Raw genomic sequence first — 13,886 nt, forward strand, 5'->3', positions numbered from 1 at the left:
GTCCCTGCCTTCATACGCCCGAGTGTGCCTCGACCGAGGAATCGGCGCGGGACCGGGCCGGTGGGTGCAGACTGATCCCATGCGTTTCGGCTTCCACTTCATGGACTTCAATCTGCCCGGCGGGCCCGGCACGTATGCCGCCGCCCTGGGCGACACGGCCGTCGCCGCCGAGGAGGTCGGGGCCTCCTGGCTGACGGTGATGGACCACTACTTCCAGATGGAGTTCTTCCGCACCGCGCACGACCCGATGCTGGAGGCCTACGCGACCCTCGGCTTCCTCGCCGGCCGCACGAGCACCGTGCGCCTCGGCACCGTCGTCACCGGTGTGACCTACCGCCACCCCGGGCTGCTGGCCAAGATCGCCACGACCCTCGACGTGCTGTCGGGCGGTCGGGCCTTCCTCGGCATCGGCGCCGCGTGGTACGAGCGGGAGCACCTTGCCCTCGGCGTGCCCTACCCTCCGCTCAAGGAACGCTTCGAGCGGCTCGAGGAGACGCTGCAGATCACCCTGCAGATGTGGGGGGACGACGACGGTGCCTACGCCGGCACGCACTACCAGCTGGCCGAGACCATCAACGTGCCCGCGGCCATCCAGACTCCGCACCCGCCGATCGTCATCGGGGGCAGCGGCGAGAAGAAGACGCTGCGGCTGGTCGCGCAGTATGCCCAGGGCTGCAACCTGCTCGTCGCCAGCCCCGAGCAGGCCGCCCACAAGCTCGCGGTGCTGCGCGGGCACTGCGACGCGCTCGGCACCGACTACGACGCGATCGAGAAGACCGTCATGGGTCCGCAGGAGCCGCCGCTCGACGACCCCGACGGCTTCCTGCGCCTCGCCCAGGGCTATGCCGACGTCGGCATCGAGCTGATCCACCTGCGGGCCCTCACCCCCGACCCGGCCGCCGCGGTCCGGGAGCTCGGCGAGAGGCTCGTTCCCCGCCTGACCGAGATCGGCTGAGCCCCAAGGAGACCCATGACCCAGCTCGACCACCGACCCGCTGACGTTGACGCCGCCCCGACGACGTTCTCCGTCCCCGTCGACGGGGCGACGGTGCGGGCCGCCGACCGCGACCACGTCTTCCACGCGTGGGGCCTCGTCGGATCCGACACGGTGTCGCTGGCCCGGGCGCAGGGGTCGCGGTTCTGGGACACCGAGGGCAAGGAGTACCTCGACTTCAGCTCGCAGCTGTGCAACGTCAACATCGGCCACCAGCACCCGCGGCTCGTCGCCGCGGTGCAGGAGCAGGCCGCCCGGCTGGCCACGGCCGGCCCGGCCTTCTCGGTCGACGTGCGCTCCGAGGCGGCCCGGCTCATCGCGGAGCGCGCGCCGGGCGACCTCGACATGGTCTTCTTCACCACCGGTGGGGCCGAGGCCAACGAGAACGCGATCCGCATGGCCCGGGTGCACACCGGCCGCCACAAGGTCCTCGCGGCCTACCGCAGCTATCACGGTGGCACCGCCGGTGCCATGGCCCTCACCGGCGAGCCCAGACGGTGGGCCACCGAGCCGGGGATGCCGGGCGTCGTGCGCTTCTGGGGCCCCTACCCCTACCGGTCGGCCTTTCACTCCACGAGCGCCGAGCAGGAGTGCGAGCGAGCCCTGCAGCACCTGCGGGACACGATCATGGTCGAGGGCCCCGGCAGCGTCGCGGCCATCATCCTCGAGACGGTCGTCGGCACCAACGGCATCCTCGTGCCACCGGACGGCTATCTCGCCGGGGTGCGGGCGATCTGCGACGAGCACGGCATCGTCATGATCTCCGACGAGGTGATGGCCGGCTTCGGGCGCTGCGGTGAGTGGTTCGCCGTCGACCACTGGGGCGTCACGCCCGACCTCGTCTGCTTCGCCAAGGGCGTCAACTCCGGCTACGTGCCGCTGGGGGGCATCGTCATCTCCCCGGCGATCGCCGACACCTTCCGCACCCGGCCGTTCACCGGCGGCCTGACCTACTCCGGCCACCCGCTGGCCTGCGCCTCCGCGGTCGCGTCCATCCAGATCTACGAGGACGAGGGCGTCATCGCGCACGCCCGGCACCTCGGCACCGACGTCATCGGCCCCGGTCTCGAGGAGCTCATGCAGCGGCATCCCAGCGTGGGGGAGGTGCGAGGACTGGGAGCCTTCTGGGCTCTCGAGCTGGTGCGCGACCGCGCCACGCGCGAGCCGCTGGTGCCCTTCAACGCCTCCGGTGCCGACAACGCCCCCATGGCCGCCTTCACCGCAGCCTGCAAGGAGCGCGGCCTGTGGCCGTTCGTGCACTTCAACACCACGCACGTGGTGCCGCCGTGCACGACGAGCGACGACGACGTGCGCGAGGGGCTGGCCATCCTCGACCAGGCCCTCACCGTCGCGGACGGCTACTACACCGGGTGAGGCAGGGTCCCCCACGCCGATAGGGTCGGTGTCATGTCGCAGACCGCCACTCCCGCCGCCGCGTCCGGGGACCCGGCCTCCCGGCGTCGGGTCGCCATCATCGTCAACCCCACGAAGTTCGACGACCTCGACACGGTCACCGACGAGCTGGCCGAGGTGTGCGCGCAGGAGGGCTGGGCGCCGCCCATGGTCCTCGAGACGACCGCGGAGGACCCGGGCGTGGGACAGGCGGCCGAGGCGCTCGAGGCGGGGGTCGATGTCGTGTGCCCCCTCGGTGGCGACGGCACCGTGCGGGCGGTCGCCACGACCCTCGTGGGCACCGACACCCCGATCGGGCTGCTGCCCGGTGGCACGGGCAACCTCCTGGCCCGCAACCTCGACCTCCCCGTCGACAGCCTCGTCGACGCGCTGCGCATCGTGCTCACGGGCAGCAGCCGCCGGATCGACGTGGGACTCGTGCGGCTGCTACCCGACTCCCCTTCTCCTGACACGCTGCTGGGTGACGGCGACGACGACAGCCCCCGCCGCGACGACGAGGAGGTCTTTCTCATCATGGCCGGCATCGGCGTCGACGCCGAGGTGATGGCCGAGACCAGCGAGAAGATCAAGGGCGTGCTGGGCTGGCCGGCCTACGCGATCGCCGGTCTGGGCAAGATCTGGCACCAGGGCTTCCGCGTGCGCGTGTCGGGCGGCAGCGCCCGGCCCCAGGTGCAGCACGCCAAGACGGTGCTCATCGGCAACTGCGGCAGGCTGCAGGGCAACCTCGAGGTGCTGCCCGACGCGCGGGTCGACGACGGGCGCCTCGACGGCGTCATCATGTCGCCGACCGGCCCCGCTAGCTGGGTGTCCGTCGCGGTCGACCTCGCCAGCCGCCACCGCCGCGGCCACAAGCGGCTCTTCCCCCTCGGGGGCACGTCGATCTCGGTGGTCGTCCGCCAGCCGATCGAGACCCAGGTCGACGGCGACCCGATGGGCAGGCACTACGGCATGGTGACGCGCATCCTGCCGGGCGCCCTGCTCGTGCGCGTGCCGATGCAGGCCCAGGCCTAGAGCGGCCCGCCGCTGCGGCTCGAGGAGGTCTCGACCCGCCCACCTCGGGCCGGGGTGGGAAACGCCTCGAGTGGGTAGGTTGACCTCATGGTCGACGTCCGCCCCCACAGCGCCGAGGCACCCGCTGCAGCGCCACTCCCACGGTGGACCGCCGTGCTGCCGGGCCTGCTCGCCGCGGTGGGGTTCGCCGTCCCCGTCACCCTGCTGGCCCTCGTCGTGCGCGGGAAGGTCAGCGGGCTCGCCGAGCTCGACCAGCGCGCCATCACGGCGGCCACGTCGCTCACGCGTCAGCACCCGGCCCTGCTCAGCGCGCTCAAGACCTGGGAGACGGCCCTCCAGCCGCTGCCCGTCTACGTGGTCGCCACCGTCGTCTGCCTGCTCGTGTGGTGGCGCGGGGGACTGCGCTCGCGAGCCGTCTGGGCCTTCCTCACCATGATGGTGGCCTGGAACATCGCGCTCGACCTGAAGTACGTCGTGCAGCGGGTGCGCCCCGTCGTCGACGACCCGGTGTCGTCGGCGCCCGGCTACAGCTTTCCCAGCGGCCACGTCGCCAACGCGGCGGCCGCCTGCACGGCGGTGACCATCCTGCTGTGGCCGCTGCTGCGCTCGAGCACCGCCCGCGCAACGGTCGTCGTGCTCGCGGGGGTGGTCGTGGTGCTCACCGTGCTCGACCGGGTCTTCCTCGGCGTGCACTTCCCGACAGACACGGTCGCCGGCGTGCTGGTCGGCTGTGGTCTGGTCCTGTCCTCTTTCCTCGGCTACCGCGGTGCCAGCCGCCGTCGCCACGACACCGAAGCGGAGCACGAGTGATGACCCTGGTCGATGGAGCCCCGTCCCCCCGACGAGACCGACGCAACGGACGGGAGCGACGACGTAATGACGGACACCCCTTCGTCCACCGGTGGGACACCCTCGTCCCACCCCGCCGGGGGCTCGTGCTGCGCGACATCGCCCTGCGGCTGGTCGCGCCGGCCGTGGCTCTCTTCCTGGTCATCCTCGCCATCGGGATGGTCATCGTCGGGCCACTCGGCAGCTTCCAGTCCGAGAGTGCCGTCAACCGGGCCCTGCAAAACACCCGCACCCCCACCTGGGACGCCGTCACGGCACTCTGGTCGCACGTCGGCAACACCGAGATCGTCATCGGCGTCTGCGTGCTCGTGGTGGGCGTGGTGTGGGCCCTGACCCGCAGCTTCTGGGTCGCCGTGGTCCCGGCCATCGCGATCACCCTGCAGGCCTCGGTCTTCGTCGCCGCGACGACGCTCACTGGCCGCCCCCGGCCCGACGTCCCGCACCTCGACGAGGCACCACCCACGTCGTCGTTCCCGAGCGGCCACGTCGGCGCCTCCACCGCGCTCTACCTCACGCTCGCCCTGCTCTGTCAGCGCATCCCGCACCCAGGCATCCGCCGAGTGCTGACCACGCTCTGCCTGGTCATCCCGCTGCTGGTGCTCTACGCCCGGCTCTACCGCGGGATGCACCACCTCACCGACGTGCTCGTCGGGCTGGCCAACGGCGTCGTGTGCGCCGGCCTCGCGTGGGGCTGGCTCAAGGACCGTGGCACGGCGCGGTGAACCGCCCCGTGGGTGCTACCGAGCCCGGATCGGGGTCGGCGGGGCAGGCCGCCAGCCCCCGCCTCGCCGCCCACGACGACCTCCCGACCACCGCTCGCTCCGCTCGGCAGCCGCACCCCCGGGGAGGTTGACTCAGTCGGGGTACCCCTCCTGAGTCGACCCGGACCCCGGGCGACACGACACCTCGCGGCGGTGCCGAGATCGTCGTGGGCTGAGCGCGGACGAGGTCAGACGTCGGCGTGACGGGCGCGGAAGAACGAGTAGATGCCGAAGGCCGCGAACCCGAGCGACACGACCACCAGCAGCACCGCACCGTACGGCGCCCCGAGCACCGTGCGGAGGGCGCCGTCGAGGCCCTTCGCCTGTCCGGGCTCCGCCTTCGACGCGGCCACGACGAAGAGGCCCCCGACGATCGCGAGCGCGATTCCCTTGGCGATGTACCCGTAGCGGCCAAAGGCCTCGGCCAGCTCGCCCGGATGACTCTCCAGATCGGCGAGGAACTTCTTCCGCCAGCCCTTGACGACGTGGTAGACACCCACCGCCACGACGACGGCCCCGAGCGCGGCGACGAGCACTCGGCCCATCGGCTGCTTCATCAGGGTGGACGTCACGTCGACGCTCTGTGCGCTGCTCGATGCGCCACCCGCCCCCTTGGCGTAGCCGAGGGCGCTGGCGGCCAGGACGGCATACGTGACCGCCTTGGCCCCGGCCTTGAGGCGGTCGGCGCCCTTGCGGCTGGTAAAGACCTCCGTGACCTGCCAGACCCCCAGGAGTGCGAATCCGACGACCGCCACCCACAGGGTGCCCCGGCCGAGGGTGGTGCCCGCGAGGGTCTGCAGGGCGCCTGACTGGTCGGCGCTGCGACCCCGCGCACCGGTGGCCAGCTGGAGGCCGAGCCAGGCGATCAGCAGGTGGAGCAGTCCGTTGACCGCGTAGCCGAGGCGCGCGCCGGTTTCGATCGCGGGGTGGTCGTTGGCCCGCTGGGCGGTCCGCTCGACGTCGGGGGAGTCCATCAGTGCAGTGTGGTGCATGCACCGGGGCGATGCCAACGCCCGGCGGGGGCTGTCCGAATGGTGTCACGCCGGCCGGAGCGTGGGGCAGGATGGTCGGGTGAGCAGCCTGAAGGAGGTCGTCAGCCGGCCCGCCGGGCTGCCACCCCTCGCGGCCCCGGGGATCCAGGTCGACGAGCCGGCGACCCCGGACCGGGTGCGTCGCCCGGCCGACCTGTTGCGGCTGGTCACGGTGGCCGTGGTGCTCGTCATCGTCATCGTCCTCGCCGACCTGGCCGTGGGCACGACCGGGGCGCTCGAGCAGGACCTCTCGCTGGCCACCGACGGCACCTCGCCGATCCTGCTCCAGGTCATCGGCTGGCTCGCGGGTCTGGGCGCCGTGATCCTGCCGGTGGTGATCGGCACCGACCTGCTCCTGCGCCGCCGCCCCCTCCAGCTGGTCGAGGCCCTCGTGGCCGCGGGTGTCGGGGCGCTGCTCGTGCTCGGACTGCGCACGCTCATCCTCGACGGCCACCTCGGCAGCGTGCTCGGAGCCCTCACCCGGCCCTTGAGCGAGGGTCGCACCAACCCGCTCGACGCCGTCGCGGTCTCGCTGGTGGCCATGCTCACCGTCGCCGACACCGTCGGCCGGCGCTGGGTCTCGCCGTCGTCGGTCGTCATCATCGGCTCCTCGGCCCTCACCACCTTCGTCTCGGGGCAGAGCACGTCACTCGCGATCTTCGTGTCGCTGCTGCTCGGCTGGCTCGTCGGCCTGGCCTTCCGTTACGGCGTGGGGGCGGTCTCCACCCGGCCCCCCGGCACGCAGATCGCGGCCGCGCTCGCGGTCGCCGGCGTGCCGCTGACGCACCTGCAGCTGGTCGAGGTCGACGACGCGGCCGAGCGTCAGTACCTCGCGCAGACCGATGGGGGTGACCTCGTCGTGCGGGTCATCGACCGCGACACCTTCGGCTTCGCCTCGGGCCGGCGGCTGCTGCGGATGCTGCGCCTGCGGGGGGCGAGCACCCGCGCTCCGGCCCTCAACCTGCGGGCCGAGCTCGAGCACCGGGCCCTGATGGCCCTCACCCTCGCTGATGCGGGCATCCCCGCGCCCCGCGTGGCCGCCGCCACCGAGGTCGGCCCCTTCTCGGCCTGCATCGCCTACGTTCCGCTGCAGGGGCGCACGCTGCTCGAGGTCGGCGACGCGGTCACCGACCACGACCTCGCTGCCGTATGGCGCCTCCTCGGCGCCCTGCGCGCCCGTCGGGTCGCCCACCGCGGGCTCGGGCCCGACGTCGTCATGCTCGTGCAGACCCGTGAGGCCCTTGAGGTCCTCGAGACCCACGAGGACACCGGGGCCGACGAGACCCAGGACAACCAGCTTCCCGCAGCCCGCGAGGCCGGGTCGTCGGCGCCGGTCGTCGCCGGTCTGCGGCGCGGTGGCGGCGGTGACGTCGCGGCCGCCGACCTCGCCCTGCGCATCGACGCCGCCCAGCTGCTGGTCAGCGTCGGTCTCGTCGCCGGTGCCCGTCGGGCCGTGGCCTCCGCGCTCGCCGAGCTCGACGACGACGTCGTGTCGGGGGCTCTTCCCCTGCTGCAGCCCATCGTGTTCACGACCGTCACCCGGTCGGCCCTGCGCGAGCACAAGGAGCTGCTGGGGCAGCTGCGCGACGAGATCACCCGGCTGCGACCGCAGGCGCAGGAGGCCGACGAGGTGCAGCTGCGTCGCGTCACGGCGCGCGGCGTCCTCACGGTCGCGGGGCTCGGCGTCGCGGGCTACTTCATCCTCACCCAGCTGGCCAAGGTCGATGTCGCGCAGGTGGTCGGTCAGGCCCGCTGGCAGTGGGCGCTCGCGACGGTGGTCTTCGCCGCCCTGACCTTCGCCGGCGCGTCGACGGTGCTCGCGGGGGCGGTCACGACGCGGCTCCGATTCGTGCACACGTACATGACCCAGCTCTCGGTGGCCTTCAGCGGGCTCGTCGCCCCGGCCGTCATCGGCAACCTGGCCCTCAACACGCGCTACCTGCAGCGCTCCGGGGTGCCGCCCGCCGTGGCCGCGGCGAGTGTCGGCGTGGCCCAGGTCGCCCAGTTCTGTTCCTACGTCGTGCTGCTGCTCGTCTCGGGGGTCCTCGCCGGCACGGGTCCGCGAGCCTCCTTCACCCCGCCGCCGGGCCTCGTCGCAGCCATCCCGGTCGTCGTCATCATCGTGCTCGGGCTGGTCGCGGTCCCCCGCATCAGGACGGCGATCACGACCCGCTTCCTCCCGCAGGTGCGGGCCGTCGTCCCGCAGGTGCTCGGCGTGCTGCAGCACCCGCGCAAGCTGGTCCAGCTCTTCGGCGGGGCCCTCCTGCTCGACATCTCCTTCGTCACGAGCCTGGTCTGCGCGACCCGCGCGTTCGGTGCCGAGCCGCCCGTCGCGGCTGTGGCGGTCGTCTACTTCGCCGGGGCCATCATCGGCTCGGCGGTGCCGACCCCGGGCGGGCTCGGCGGCATCGAGGCGGCCCTCTCCGCCGGCCTGATCGCCATCGGCGTCGACAGCGGTACTGCCGTCTCGTCGGTCCTGCTCTACCGCCTGGCCACCTACTGGCTCCCGATCCCCTTCGGCTGGGTCTCGCTCAACCGGCTGACCAAGATCCAGGCCATCTGAGGAGGCCCGCCCACCCGCCGGCACACGCCTTCACGTGAAGCCGTAGGCGCAGGGCACCCTCGGCTCAGGCGGCCCCGGCCGGGCCGTCGACGTTGACCGTCGGCACTCCCGAGCCGCACCGCACGACGACGGCGCGCGAGGTGGTGGGGCCCGGGTTCGACTCGCGGTGCACCGCGCCGGCGGGCACGTGGAGGAAGTCGCCCTCGCGTGCCTCGACGACGTGGCCACCTCGTGGACCCGACTCGAGGCGGAACGTCCCCGAGACGATGTAGAGCGTCGTCTCGTGGTCCCCGTGGTGGTGCCAGCCGGTGACCGCCCCGGCCTGCGTGTCCACCGTGCCCGACCACATCCCGCCCGTCGAGAGCGCGACCTCGCGCGACATCCCGGGGGTGGGGTCGGCGGGCGAGAGGCCTCCCGCCGGCACCCGCTCGCACGGACGAGCAGGGTCAGCACGAGCAGGCTCAGGACGGATGCCGTCGGCGGGGGTCATGACCCCATCCAACACCCGCCCCGGGTCCTCAGCCGGTGCCCGAGGTGGGCGACTGCACCGGCACCGGGTCGTCTCCGGGCAGCGGCACCAGGCGAGCCGGCCTCGTCGTGCCCGGTGCGAGGAGGGTGTCGAGCTGCTCGGTCGTCACCGCGTCGGTGGTCACGCCGCCGATGGGTGGGACCGGCACGTTGGCCGGCGTGCCGTCCTCCTGCACGAAGCGCACCCGGTCGACCCCGACGACAGAGGTCGCGGTGAGCACGATCTGACCGATCGCCACGGGGAAGCGCACGGGGCTGGGGTCCTGCACCGTCGCCTGCAGCTCGATGGTCGCCGTGCCCCGGTCGACCGACCGCAGGGCCAGCGTGGATCCAGGGGCGAGGTCGGTGAGCAGACCCCTGCTGCGCTGACGCTCGGTGGGGCCGAGCGCCAGGCGGTGCAGCAGGTCCTGCACGAGCGGTCGCAGCGGCGCCGTCGATACCTCGACGATGAGCGGGACGAGGCGCTGCTGGCCGTCGACGAGGTAGACGGTGCCCCGGGCGGAGGCCGACGTCGGCTCCGGAGCCGACGGTGCCGCGGGGGTCGCCGTCGTGGTGACCAGGCCGTAGGGCACCTCATCGGGCGGCACGGAGATCGCCGCACCACCGCTGGGCAGGCTGCAGGCGCCGAGCAGCAGGCCCGGCACGAGGCAGGCGATGAGCGCGGTCAGCCCGACGCCCTCGGCCCGGCGCCTCACCACGCCACCACCTGCCCGTCCCCGGAGCGCACGGCCGGGTTCGGTTGCCCCGTCGCGAGCGGCAGCTCGAGACAGAAGCGGGCACCGGGGGAGGCGTCCTCGCACCACACGCGTCCGCCGTGGGCCAGGGCGGTCTCGGCGACGATGCTCAGGCCCAGCCCACTGCCGGGCAGGCTGCCGCGGGAGCCACCCCGGGCGAAGCGCTCGAAGATGCGCTCGCGCTCGGCCTCGGGCACCCCCGGCCCCGCGTCGGTGACCTCGATGCGCACCCGGTCGCGCACGCCCCGCACGCGCACACCGCGTACCCCGCCGCCGTGCCGGTCGGCGTTCTCGAGCAGGTTGACCAGGGCCCGGGAGACCTGGTGCTTGTCGACCTCGACGAGCCCGGCGGGACGCGAGCCCGGGCCGCTGACGGACATCAGCGTGAGGTCGCGGTGGCCGGCCGCGAGGGTCTCGAGCACCAGCTCGGCGACCTCGACCGGCGCGAGCACCTGACCGCGCACACCGGCGTCGAGGCGGCCCAGCTCGAGGAGGTCCTCAAGGGTGCGCTGGAAGCGGTCGAGCTCGGTGCTGACGAGGTCGACCGCCCGGCGGGTGCGCTCGGGCAGCTCGTCGCGCCGGCGGCAAATGACGTCGACGCAGGCGACGAGCGTGGTGAGCGGAGAGCGCAGCTCGTGGCCCACGTCGGCGGCGAACCGCGCGTCGCGCTGGATCCGCTCGTCGAGGGCCTCGACCATCTCGTTGAAGGAGCCGACGATGGTGGCGAGGTCGGGGTCCGTCGTCGGCGGCAGCCGCGTCTGCAGGCCACCAGCCCCGATCCGCGCCGCCGCCGTCGCCACGTCGTCGAGGGGGGCCATCACCCGGCCGGCGGCGAACCGGCCGACCACGGCGCCGACACCGGTGCCGACGAGGGCGAAGGCGAGCAGCACCACCATCAGGGTCGACAGCGTCGAGTCCAGCTCGCTCGTGTGGACGAGCTCGTAGAACTGCGCGTCGGCGCGAGCCAGGGGCACCCCGATGACGATGACCGTCTCACCGCCCGACCTGGCCCAGGCGTAGGTGACCGCTCCGTCGTCGACGCCGGCGCGGACCGACGCCGGCAGCGACCCGGGACCCTGGTCGAGCGAGGTGGAGAACCAGCGGCCGGCCCGGTGCACGATCAGGTCGGAGTCGGAGGGCGCCCCCACTGCTCCGAGCACGTCCGGCACCCGGGCGCCCTGGGTCAGCAGCCCGTCGGCGACGACCGACGCATCGGCATAGGTCTGGCGCAGGGCAGAGGTCTCCCGCTGCTCGATGAGGTAGTGGCGCGCCACGAGGTAGGTGCCGACGGAGAGCAGGGCCGAGACCAGCAGCGCGCCCACGGCGAAGAAGAGGGTCGCCGTGTCGCGCAGACCGAGGGGCCGTCGACGCAGCACCTGCTCCACCCACCGGGGGCGCCGGCGCGGCATCATCCGGTGTCCAGCCGGTATCCCTGACCGCGCACCGTCACCACGAGCACCGGTGCGGCCGGGTCCCGCTCGATCTTGGTACGCAGCCGGCGCACGTGCACGTCGACGATGCGCTCGTCCCCGAAGTAGTCGCGGTCCCAGACCCGCTCGAGCAGGGAGCGGCGCGACAGGACCCGGCCCGAGGGCGAGGCCAGCTCGACCAGCAGCCGGAACTCCGTGATGGTCAGGCGCACCTCGTCGCCTCCGCGGCGCACGACCCCGGCTCCCACGTCGAGCACGAGCGGCCCCTCGCTCGAGAGCACCAGGGGGGCGGGCGCCCCGCCTCCTGCGTCGTCCGCTTCGCCGCCTCCCGAGTCGGACGACCGGCGTCTCATCGCCCGCAGCCGGGCCCCGATCTCGGCGACCTGGAACGGCTTGGTCACGTAGTCGTCGGCCCCGGCCTCCAGGGCGCTGATGATGTCGTCGGTGCCCGACCGCGCGCTGACGACGATGATCGGTGCCCGGCTGAAGGGCCGCACCTCGCGGATGAAGGCGAGGCCGTCCATCCCTCCGAGGGTGAGGTCGACGAGCATGAGATCGGGCGGGGTGCGGCCCACCTGCACGAGGGCCGACTCGGCGCTCGCCGCCTCGACCACGTCGTAGCCCTCGTCCTCCATGGCCAGCCCCAGGGCAGCGCGGATGCCGTCGTCGTCCTCGAGCACCAGGAGCGTCACCACCTGCCCCATCCTGCCAGCGGCTGCTGCCGACCCCGGTGTTGTCACACAACTGCAAAGCCGTCGGCGGACCATCTCAACATCGGCGGGCCAAGGTAGGGGGTGACCGGTGCGACCGTGTTTCGGCGGTGGTCGAGCCCGTTCAGGCCGGCTCCCGCCGTCGATGAGAGAGGTGCGCGATGTCTGCTGGCGTGATCGGCCTGATCGGGCTCCGTGTGAGCGACGACGGTGACGGCACGGTCAGCGTCGCCCTCGACGGCGCTCACCTGGCCCAGGGTCTCGTCGAGCTGCGGTGCCTGCCGACGGTGCTGCCCGGTGGCACCGACACCCTGCGGATCGACCTGCGAGCTGCCGACCACCTCTCGTCGATCAGCGTCGCCACCCTCCTGCGGGTCAAGCGCGTGTGCGTGGCTCGTCGCATCCACCTCGTTCTCGAGCGCCCGACGGGCCGCGGCCATGGCCGGCTCGTGCGGGAGGGTCTGCGTGACGTGCTCGAGTCGGCGGTCAGGCGATGAGCCCGTCGAGCCCCTCGGTGCTCGCTCCGGACACGGCCGCCGTCACCATCTCGACGTATGCCGCCCGGGCCGGGTTCACGCTCGCGATGAGCGTGGGCCACCACGCGGCGGTCCGGCTCGTGCCCGGGGCGCGCCGGATCGGCCTCGTGGTGGCCCACGACGCGCAGCCGGGCTCGCCGCTGGCCGACGACCTCGCCATCCGGGTCCCCTCGGCGTCGACCACGGTCTGGGCCCATGACGACGGGTCGGTGCTGGTGCGGGCGACGTTCGCGCCACCGGCTCTGCTGGTGCCGGCCGACCAGGGGCTCCCCGTGGCCATGGTTCCCCAGGTGCCCGGTGACCCGGGGCAGGTGCACCTCGCGCCCGGCGACCGGCTGCTGGTGCTCACCGCGGCCGCGTTCGACCAGGCGCCACAGGTGGTGGCCCGGCTGGTCCGTGGCGACGACGTCTCGGCCGCTGATCGCCGCCACCTGCGCGGCCTGCGGATGGAGCCCGACGAGGCCCTGCTGCGTCGGTTCCTTCGCCATGCTCCCTCTGCCGGGGGCGCCGTGCTCACGCGTGCCTGCGTGACACCCGGCAACCCCCCGCCCCTGTCACTGCACACGACCGACCGGAGGACCCGATGACTGCCACCACGACCGATCGGCACCACTTGAGCACCCAGACCTCGAGCGAGGCGTTCCTCGCCGAGGTCAGGGTGCAGTGGGCGAGCGCCACGAGCCAGCTGCAGGACGCGGCCGCCCGCGGCGACGACGCCGCCCAGCAGGACGCGAACGACCGTCTCGAGGAGCTGCGCGAGCTGTTGTGGCACCAGGACCTGTCGCTCGACGTCCTGCGTCGGGACACGGTCCGCTGACCCCCGCCGCCCGGCGACGGCCTAGGCGTGGCGCGAGCGGAAGGGCAGCCACACCGCGAGGCCGGTCAGGCCCATCGCCAGCGGGAAGTGGATGGCGGTGACGGCGGGGGAGTCGCCGATCAGGCTCCCGAGGTGTCCCTCGAGGGCGAGCAGGACGAGGAAGACGGCCGAGCCGATGATCAGGTCTCGGCGTGAGCGCAGCCTGACCACGGCGATCACGAGCGCGACGAGCGCGAGCGCGATGCAGATCTTGGCACCGAGGTCGTGCACCTGGACCCATCGGACCTGGTAGTCCTCGCCCTCGCGGACGAGGAGGCCGGCCCACACGCCCTGGAGCACGACGGCGACGCCCGCGACCGTCGAGGCGACGGTGTAGGCGAGGCTGTGCGCGCCCAGGGTGCGCGTCACGGCGGTGGGGTTGCGGGTGGTGGTGGCGGTGTCTGACATGGGAGGTCCTTGGGGTCGGGGCCCGTCGGGGAGAGCCGTTCCCATCACGCTACGGTCCGCTT

15 protein-coding genes are annotated in these 13,886 nt (G+C 73.1%); 9 read left to right on the top strand and 6 right to left on the bottom strand.

Features of this window, described 5'->3' with window-relative positions; all coding sequences use genetic code 11:
- Positions 1-79 precede the first annotated feature (79 nt).
- From V3N99_15145 to V3N99_15165, 5 genes are all read left to right on the top strand, one after another.
- Positions 80-955, top strand: a complete 876-nt coding sequence (locus V3N99_15145; GenBank protein ID MEO3938074.1) for an LLM class F420-dependent oxidoreductase — start codon at positions 80-82, stop codon at positions 953-955.
- A 15-nt stretch (positions 956-970) separates the two neighbouring features.
- Positions 971-2,368: an aspartate aminotransferase family protein gene (locus V3N99_15150; protein MEO3938075.1), complete on the top strand. Its 1,398-nt coding sequence runs from the start codon at positions 971-973 to the stop codon at positions 2,366-2,368.
- 33 nt (positions 2,369-2,401) lie between these two features.
- Positions 2,402-3,418 carry a diacylglycerol kinase family protein gene (locus V3N99_15155; protein ID MEO3938076.1) on the top strand — a complete coding sequence of 339 codons (1,017 nt, stop codon included), beginning with the start codon at positions 2,402-2,404 and terminating at the stop codon, positions 3,416-3,418.
- A gap of 87 nt (positions 3,419-3,505) precedes the next feature.
- Entirely contained in the window at positions 3,506-4,228 is a 723-nt protein-coding gene (locus V3N99_15160) for a phosphatase PAP2 family protein (GenBank protein ID MEO3938077.1), read from the top strand.
- Positions 4,228-4,989, top strand: a complete 762-nt coding sequence (locus V3N99_15165; protein MEO3938078.1) for a phosphatase PAP2 family protein — start codon at positions 4,228-4,230, stop codon at positions 4,987-4,989. Before V3N99_15160 ends, V3N99_15165 begins: the two co-directional genes overlap by 1 nt.
- Positions 4,990-5,216: 227 nt before the next feature.
- Here the strand turns inward: V3N99_15165 and V3N99_15170 are convergent, their stop codons facing one another.
- Positions 5,217-6,002 (bottom strand): DUF1206 domain-containing protein, encoded by a 786-nt coding sequence (locus V3N99_15170; protein MEO3938079.1) that lies wholly within the window; start codon positions 6,000-6,002, stop codon positions 5,217-5,219.
- A gap of 97 nt (positions 6,003-6,099) precedes the next feature.
- Here V3N99_15170 and V3N99_15175 point away from each other — a divergent pair, with 97 nt between their 5' ends.
- Positions 6,100-8,622 carry a lysylphosphatidylglycerol synthase transmembrane domain-containing protein gene (locus V3N99_15175; GenBank protein ID MEO3938080.1) on the top strand — a complete coding sequence of 841 codons (2,523 nt, stop codon included), beginning with the start codon at positions 6,100-6,102 and terminating at the stop codon, positions 8,620-8,622.
- Positions 8,623-8,686: 64 nt separating this feature from the next.
- On the opposite strand, the gene V3N99_15180 is transcribed toward V3N99_15175, so the two are convergent.
- Genes V3N99_15180 through V3N99_15195 form a run of 4 tightly spaced genes read right to left on the bottom strand, consistent with a single transcriptional unit; the run spans position 8,687 to position 12,018 of the window.
- The gene (locus V3N99_15180) at positions 8,687-9,112 is read right to left on the bottom strand and encodes a cupin domain-containing protein (protein MEO3938081.1); all 426 of its coding nucleotides are present in this window, start codon (positions 9,110-9,112) and stop codon (positions 8,687-8,689) included.
- Between the two features lie 28 nt (positions 9,113-9,140).
- On the bottom strand, positions 9,141-9,848 hold the full coding sequence (locus V3N99_15185) for a GerMN domain-containing protein (protein MEO3938082.1): 708 nt from the start codon (positions 9,846-9,848) through the stop codon (positions 9,141-9,143).
- Positions 9,842-11,296, bottom strand: coding sequence for a HAMP domain-containing sensor histidine kinase (locus V3N99_15190; GenBank protein MEO3938083.1), 1,455 nt, complete (start codon positions 11,294-11,296; stop codon positions 9,842-9,844). The genes V3N99_15185 and V3N99_15190 overlap by 7 nt, the downstream gene beginning before the upstream one ends.
- Positions 11,293-12,018 (bottom strand): response regulator transcription factor, encoded by a 726-nt coding sequence (locus V3N99_15195; GenBank protein ID MEO3938084.1) that lies wholly within the window; start codon positions 12,016-12,018, stop codon positions 11,293-11,295. Before V3N99_15195 ends, V3N99_15190 begins: the two co-directional genes overlap by 4 nt.
- A gap of 167 nt (positions 12,019-12,185) precedes the next feature.
- Here V3N99_15195 and V3N99_15200 point away from each other — a divergent pair, with 167 nt between their 5' ends.
- Genes V3N99_15200 through V3N99_15210 form a run of 3 tightly spaced genes read left to right on the top strand, consistent with a single transcriptional unit; the run spans position 12,186 to position 13,377 of the window.
- The gene (locus V3N99_15200) at positions 12,186-12,521 is read left to right on the top strand and encodes a hypothetical protein (GenBank protein MEO3938085.1); all 336 of its coding nucleotides are present in this window, start codon (positions 12,186-12,188) and stop codon (positions 12,519-12,521) included.
- On the top strand, positions 12,518-13,147 hold the full coding sequence (locus V3N99_15205; protein MEO3938086.1) for a hypothetical protein: 630 nt from the start codon (positions 12,518-12,520) through the stop codon (positions 13,145-13,147). Before V3N99_15200 ends, V3N99_15205 begins: the two co-directional genes overlap by 4 nt.
- Entirely contained in the window at positions 13,144-13,377 is a 234-nt protein-coding gene (locus V3N99_15210) for a hypothetical protein (GenBank protein MEO3938087.1), read from the top strand. The genes V3N99_15205 and V3N99_15210 overlap by 4 nt, the downstream gene beginning before the upstream one ends.
- Positions 13,378-13,398: 21 nt before the next feature.
- Here V3N99_15210 and V3N99_15215 read toward each other — a convergent pair whose 3' ends face one another.
- Positions 13,399-13,824 carry a hypothetical protein gene (locus tag V3N99_15215; GenBank protein ID MEO3938088.1) on the bottom strand — a complete coding sequence of 142 codons (426 nt, stop codon included), beginning with the start codon at positions 13,822-13,824 and terminating at the stop codon, positions 13,399-13,401.
- Between the last annotated feature and the right edge of the window lie 62 nt (positions 13,825-13,886).

The sequence above is a fragment of the Dermatophilaceae bacterium Soc4.6 genome (assembly GCA_039889245.1).
Lineage (GTDB): Bacteria > Actinomycetota > Actinomycetes > Actinomycetales > Dermatophilaceae > Lapillicoccus.

Excerpts from the sequence above, each read along its gene's own strand:
- V3N99_15195 (MEO3938084.1), bottom strand. The coding sequence starts at position 12,018 with ATGGGGCAGGTGGTGACGCTCCTGGTGCTCGAGGACGACGACGGCATC.
- V3N99_15150 (MEO3938075.1), top strand. The coding sequence starts at position 971 with ATGACCCAGCTCGACCACCGACCCGCTGACGTTGACGCCGCCCCGACG.
- V3N99_15165 (MEO3938078.1), top strand. The coding sequence starts at position 4,228 with ATGACCCTGGTCGATGGAGCCCCGTCCCCCCGACGAGACCGACGCAAC.
- V3N99_15215 (MEO3938088.1), bottom strand. The coding sequence starts at position 13,824 with ATGTCAGACACCGCCACCACCACCCGCAACCCCACCGCCGTGACGCGC.
- V3N99_15180 (MEO3938081.1), bottom strand. The coding sequence starts at position 9,112 with ATGACCCCCGCCGACGGCATCCGTCCTGAGCCTGCTCGTGCTGACCCT.
- V3N99_15200 (MEO3938085.1), top strand. The coding sequence starts at position 12,186 with ATGTCTGCTGGCGTGATCGGCCTGATCGGGCTCCGTGTGAGCGACGAC.
- V3N99_15170 (MEO3938079.1), bottom strand. The coding sequence starts at position 6,002 with ATGGACTCCCCCGACGTCGAGCGGACCGCCCAGCGGGCCAACGACCAC.
- V3N99_15210 (MEO3938087.1), top strand. The coding sequence starts at position 13,144 with ATGACTGCCACCACGACCGATCGGCACCACTTGAGCACCCAGACCTCG.
- V3N99_15145 (MEO3938074.1), top strand. The coding sequence starts at position 80 with ATGCGTTTCGGCTTCCACTTCATGGACTTCAATCTGCCCGGCGGGCCC.
- V3N99_15160 (MEO3938077.1), top strand. The coding sequence starts at position 3,506 with ATGGTCGACGTCCGCCCCCACAGCGCCGAGGCACCCGCTGCAGCGCCA.
- V3N99_15205 (MEO3938086.1), top strand. The coding sequence starts at position 12,518 with ATGAGCCCGTCGAGCCCCTCGGTGCTCGCTCCGGACACGGCCGCCGTC.
- V3N99_15190 (MEO3938083.1), bottom strand. The coding sequence starts at position 11,296 with ATGATGCCGCGCCGGCGCCCCCGGTGGGTGGAGCAGGTGCTGCGTCGA.
- V3N99_15155 (MEO3938076.1), top strand. The coding sequence starts at position 2,402 with ATGTCGCAGACCGCCACTCCCGCCGCCGCGTCCGGGGACCCGGCCTCC.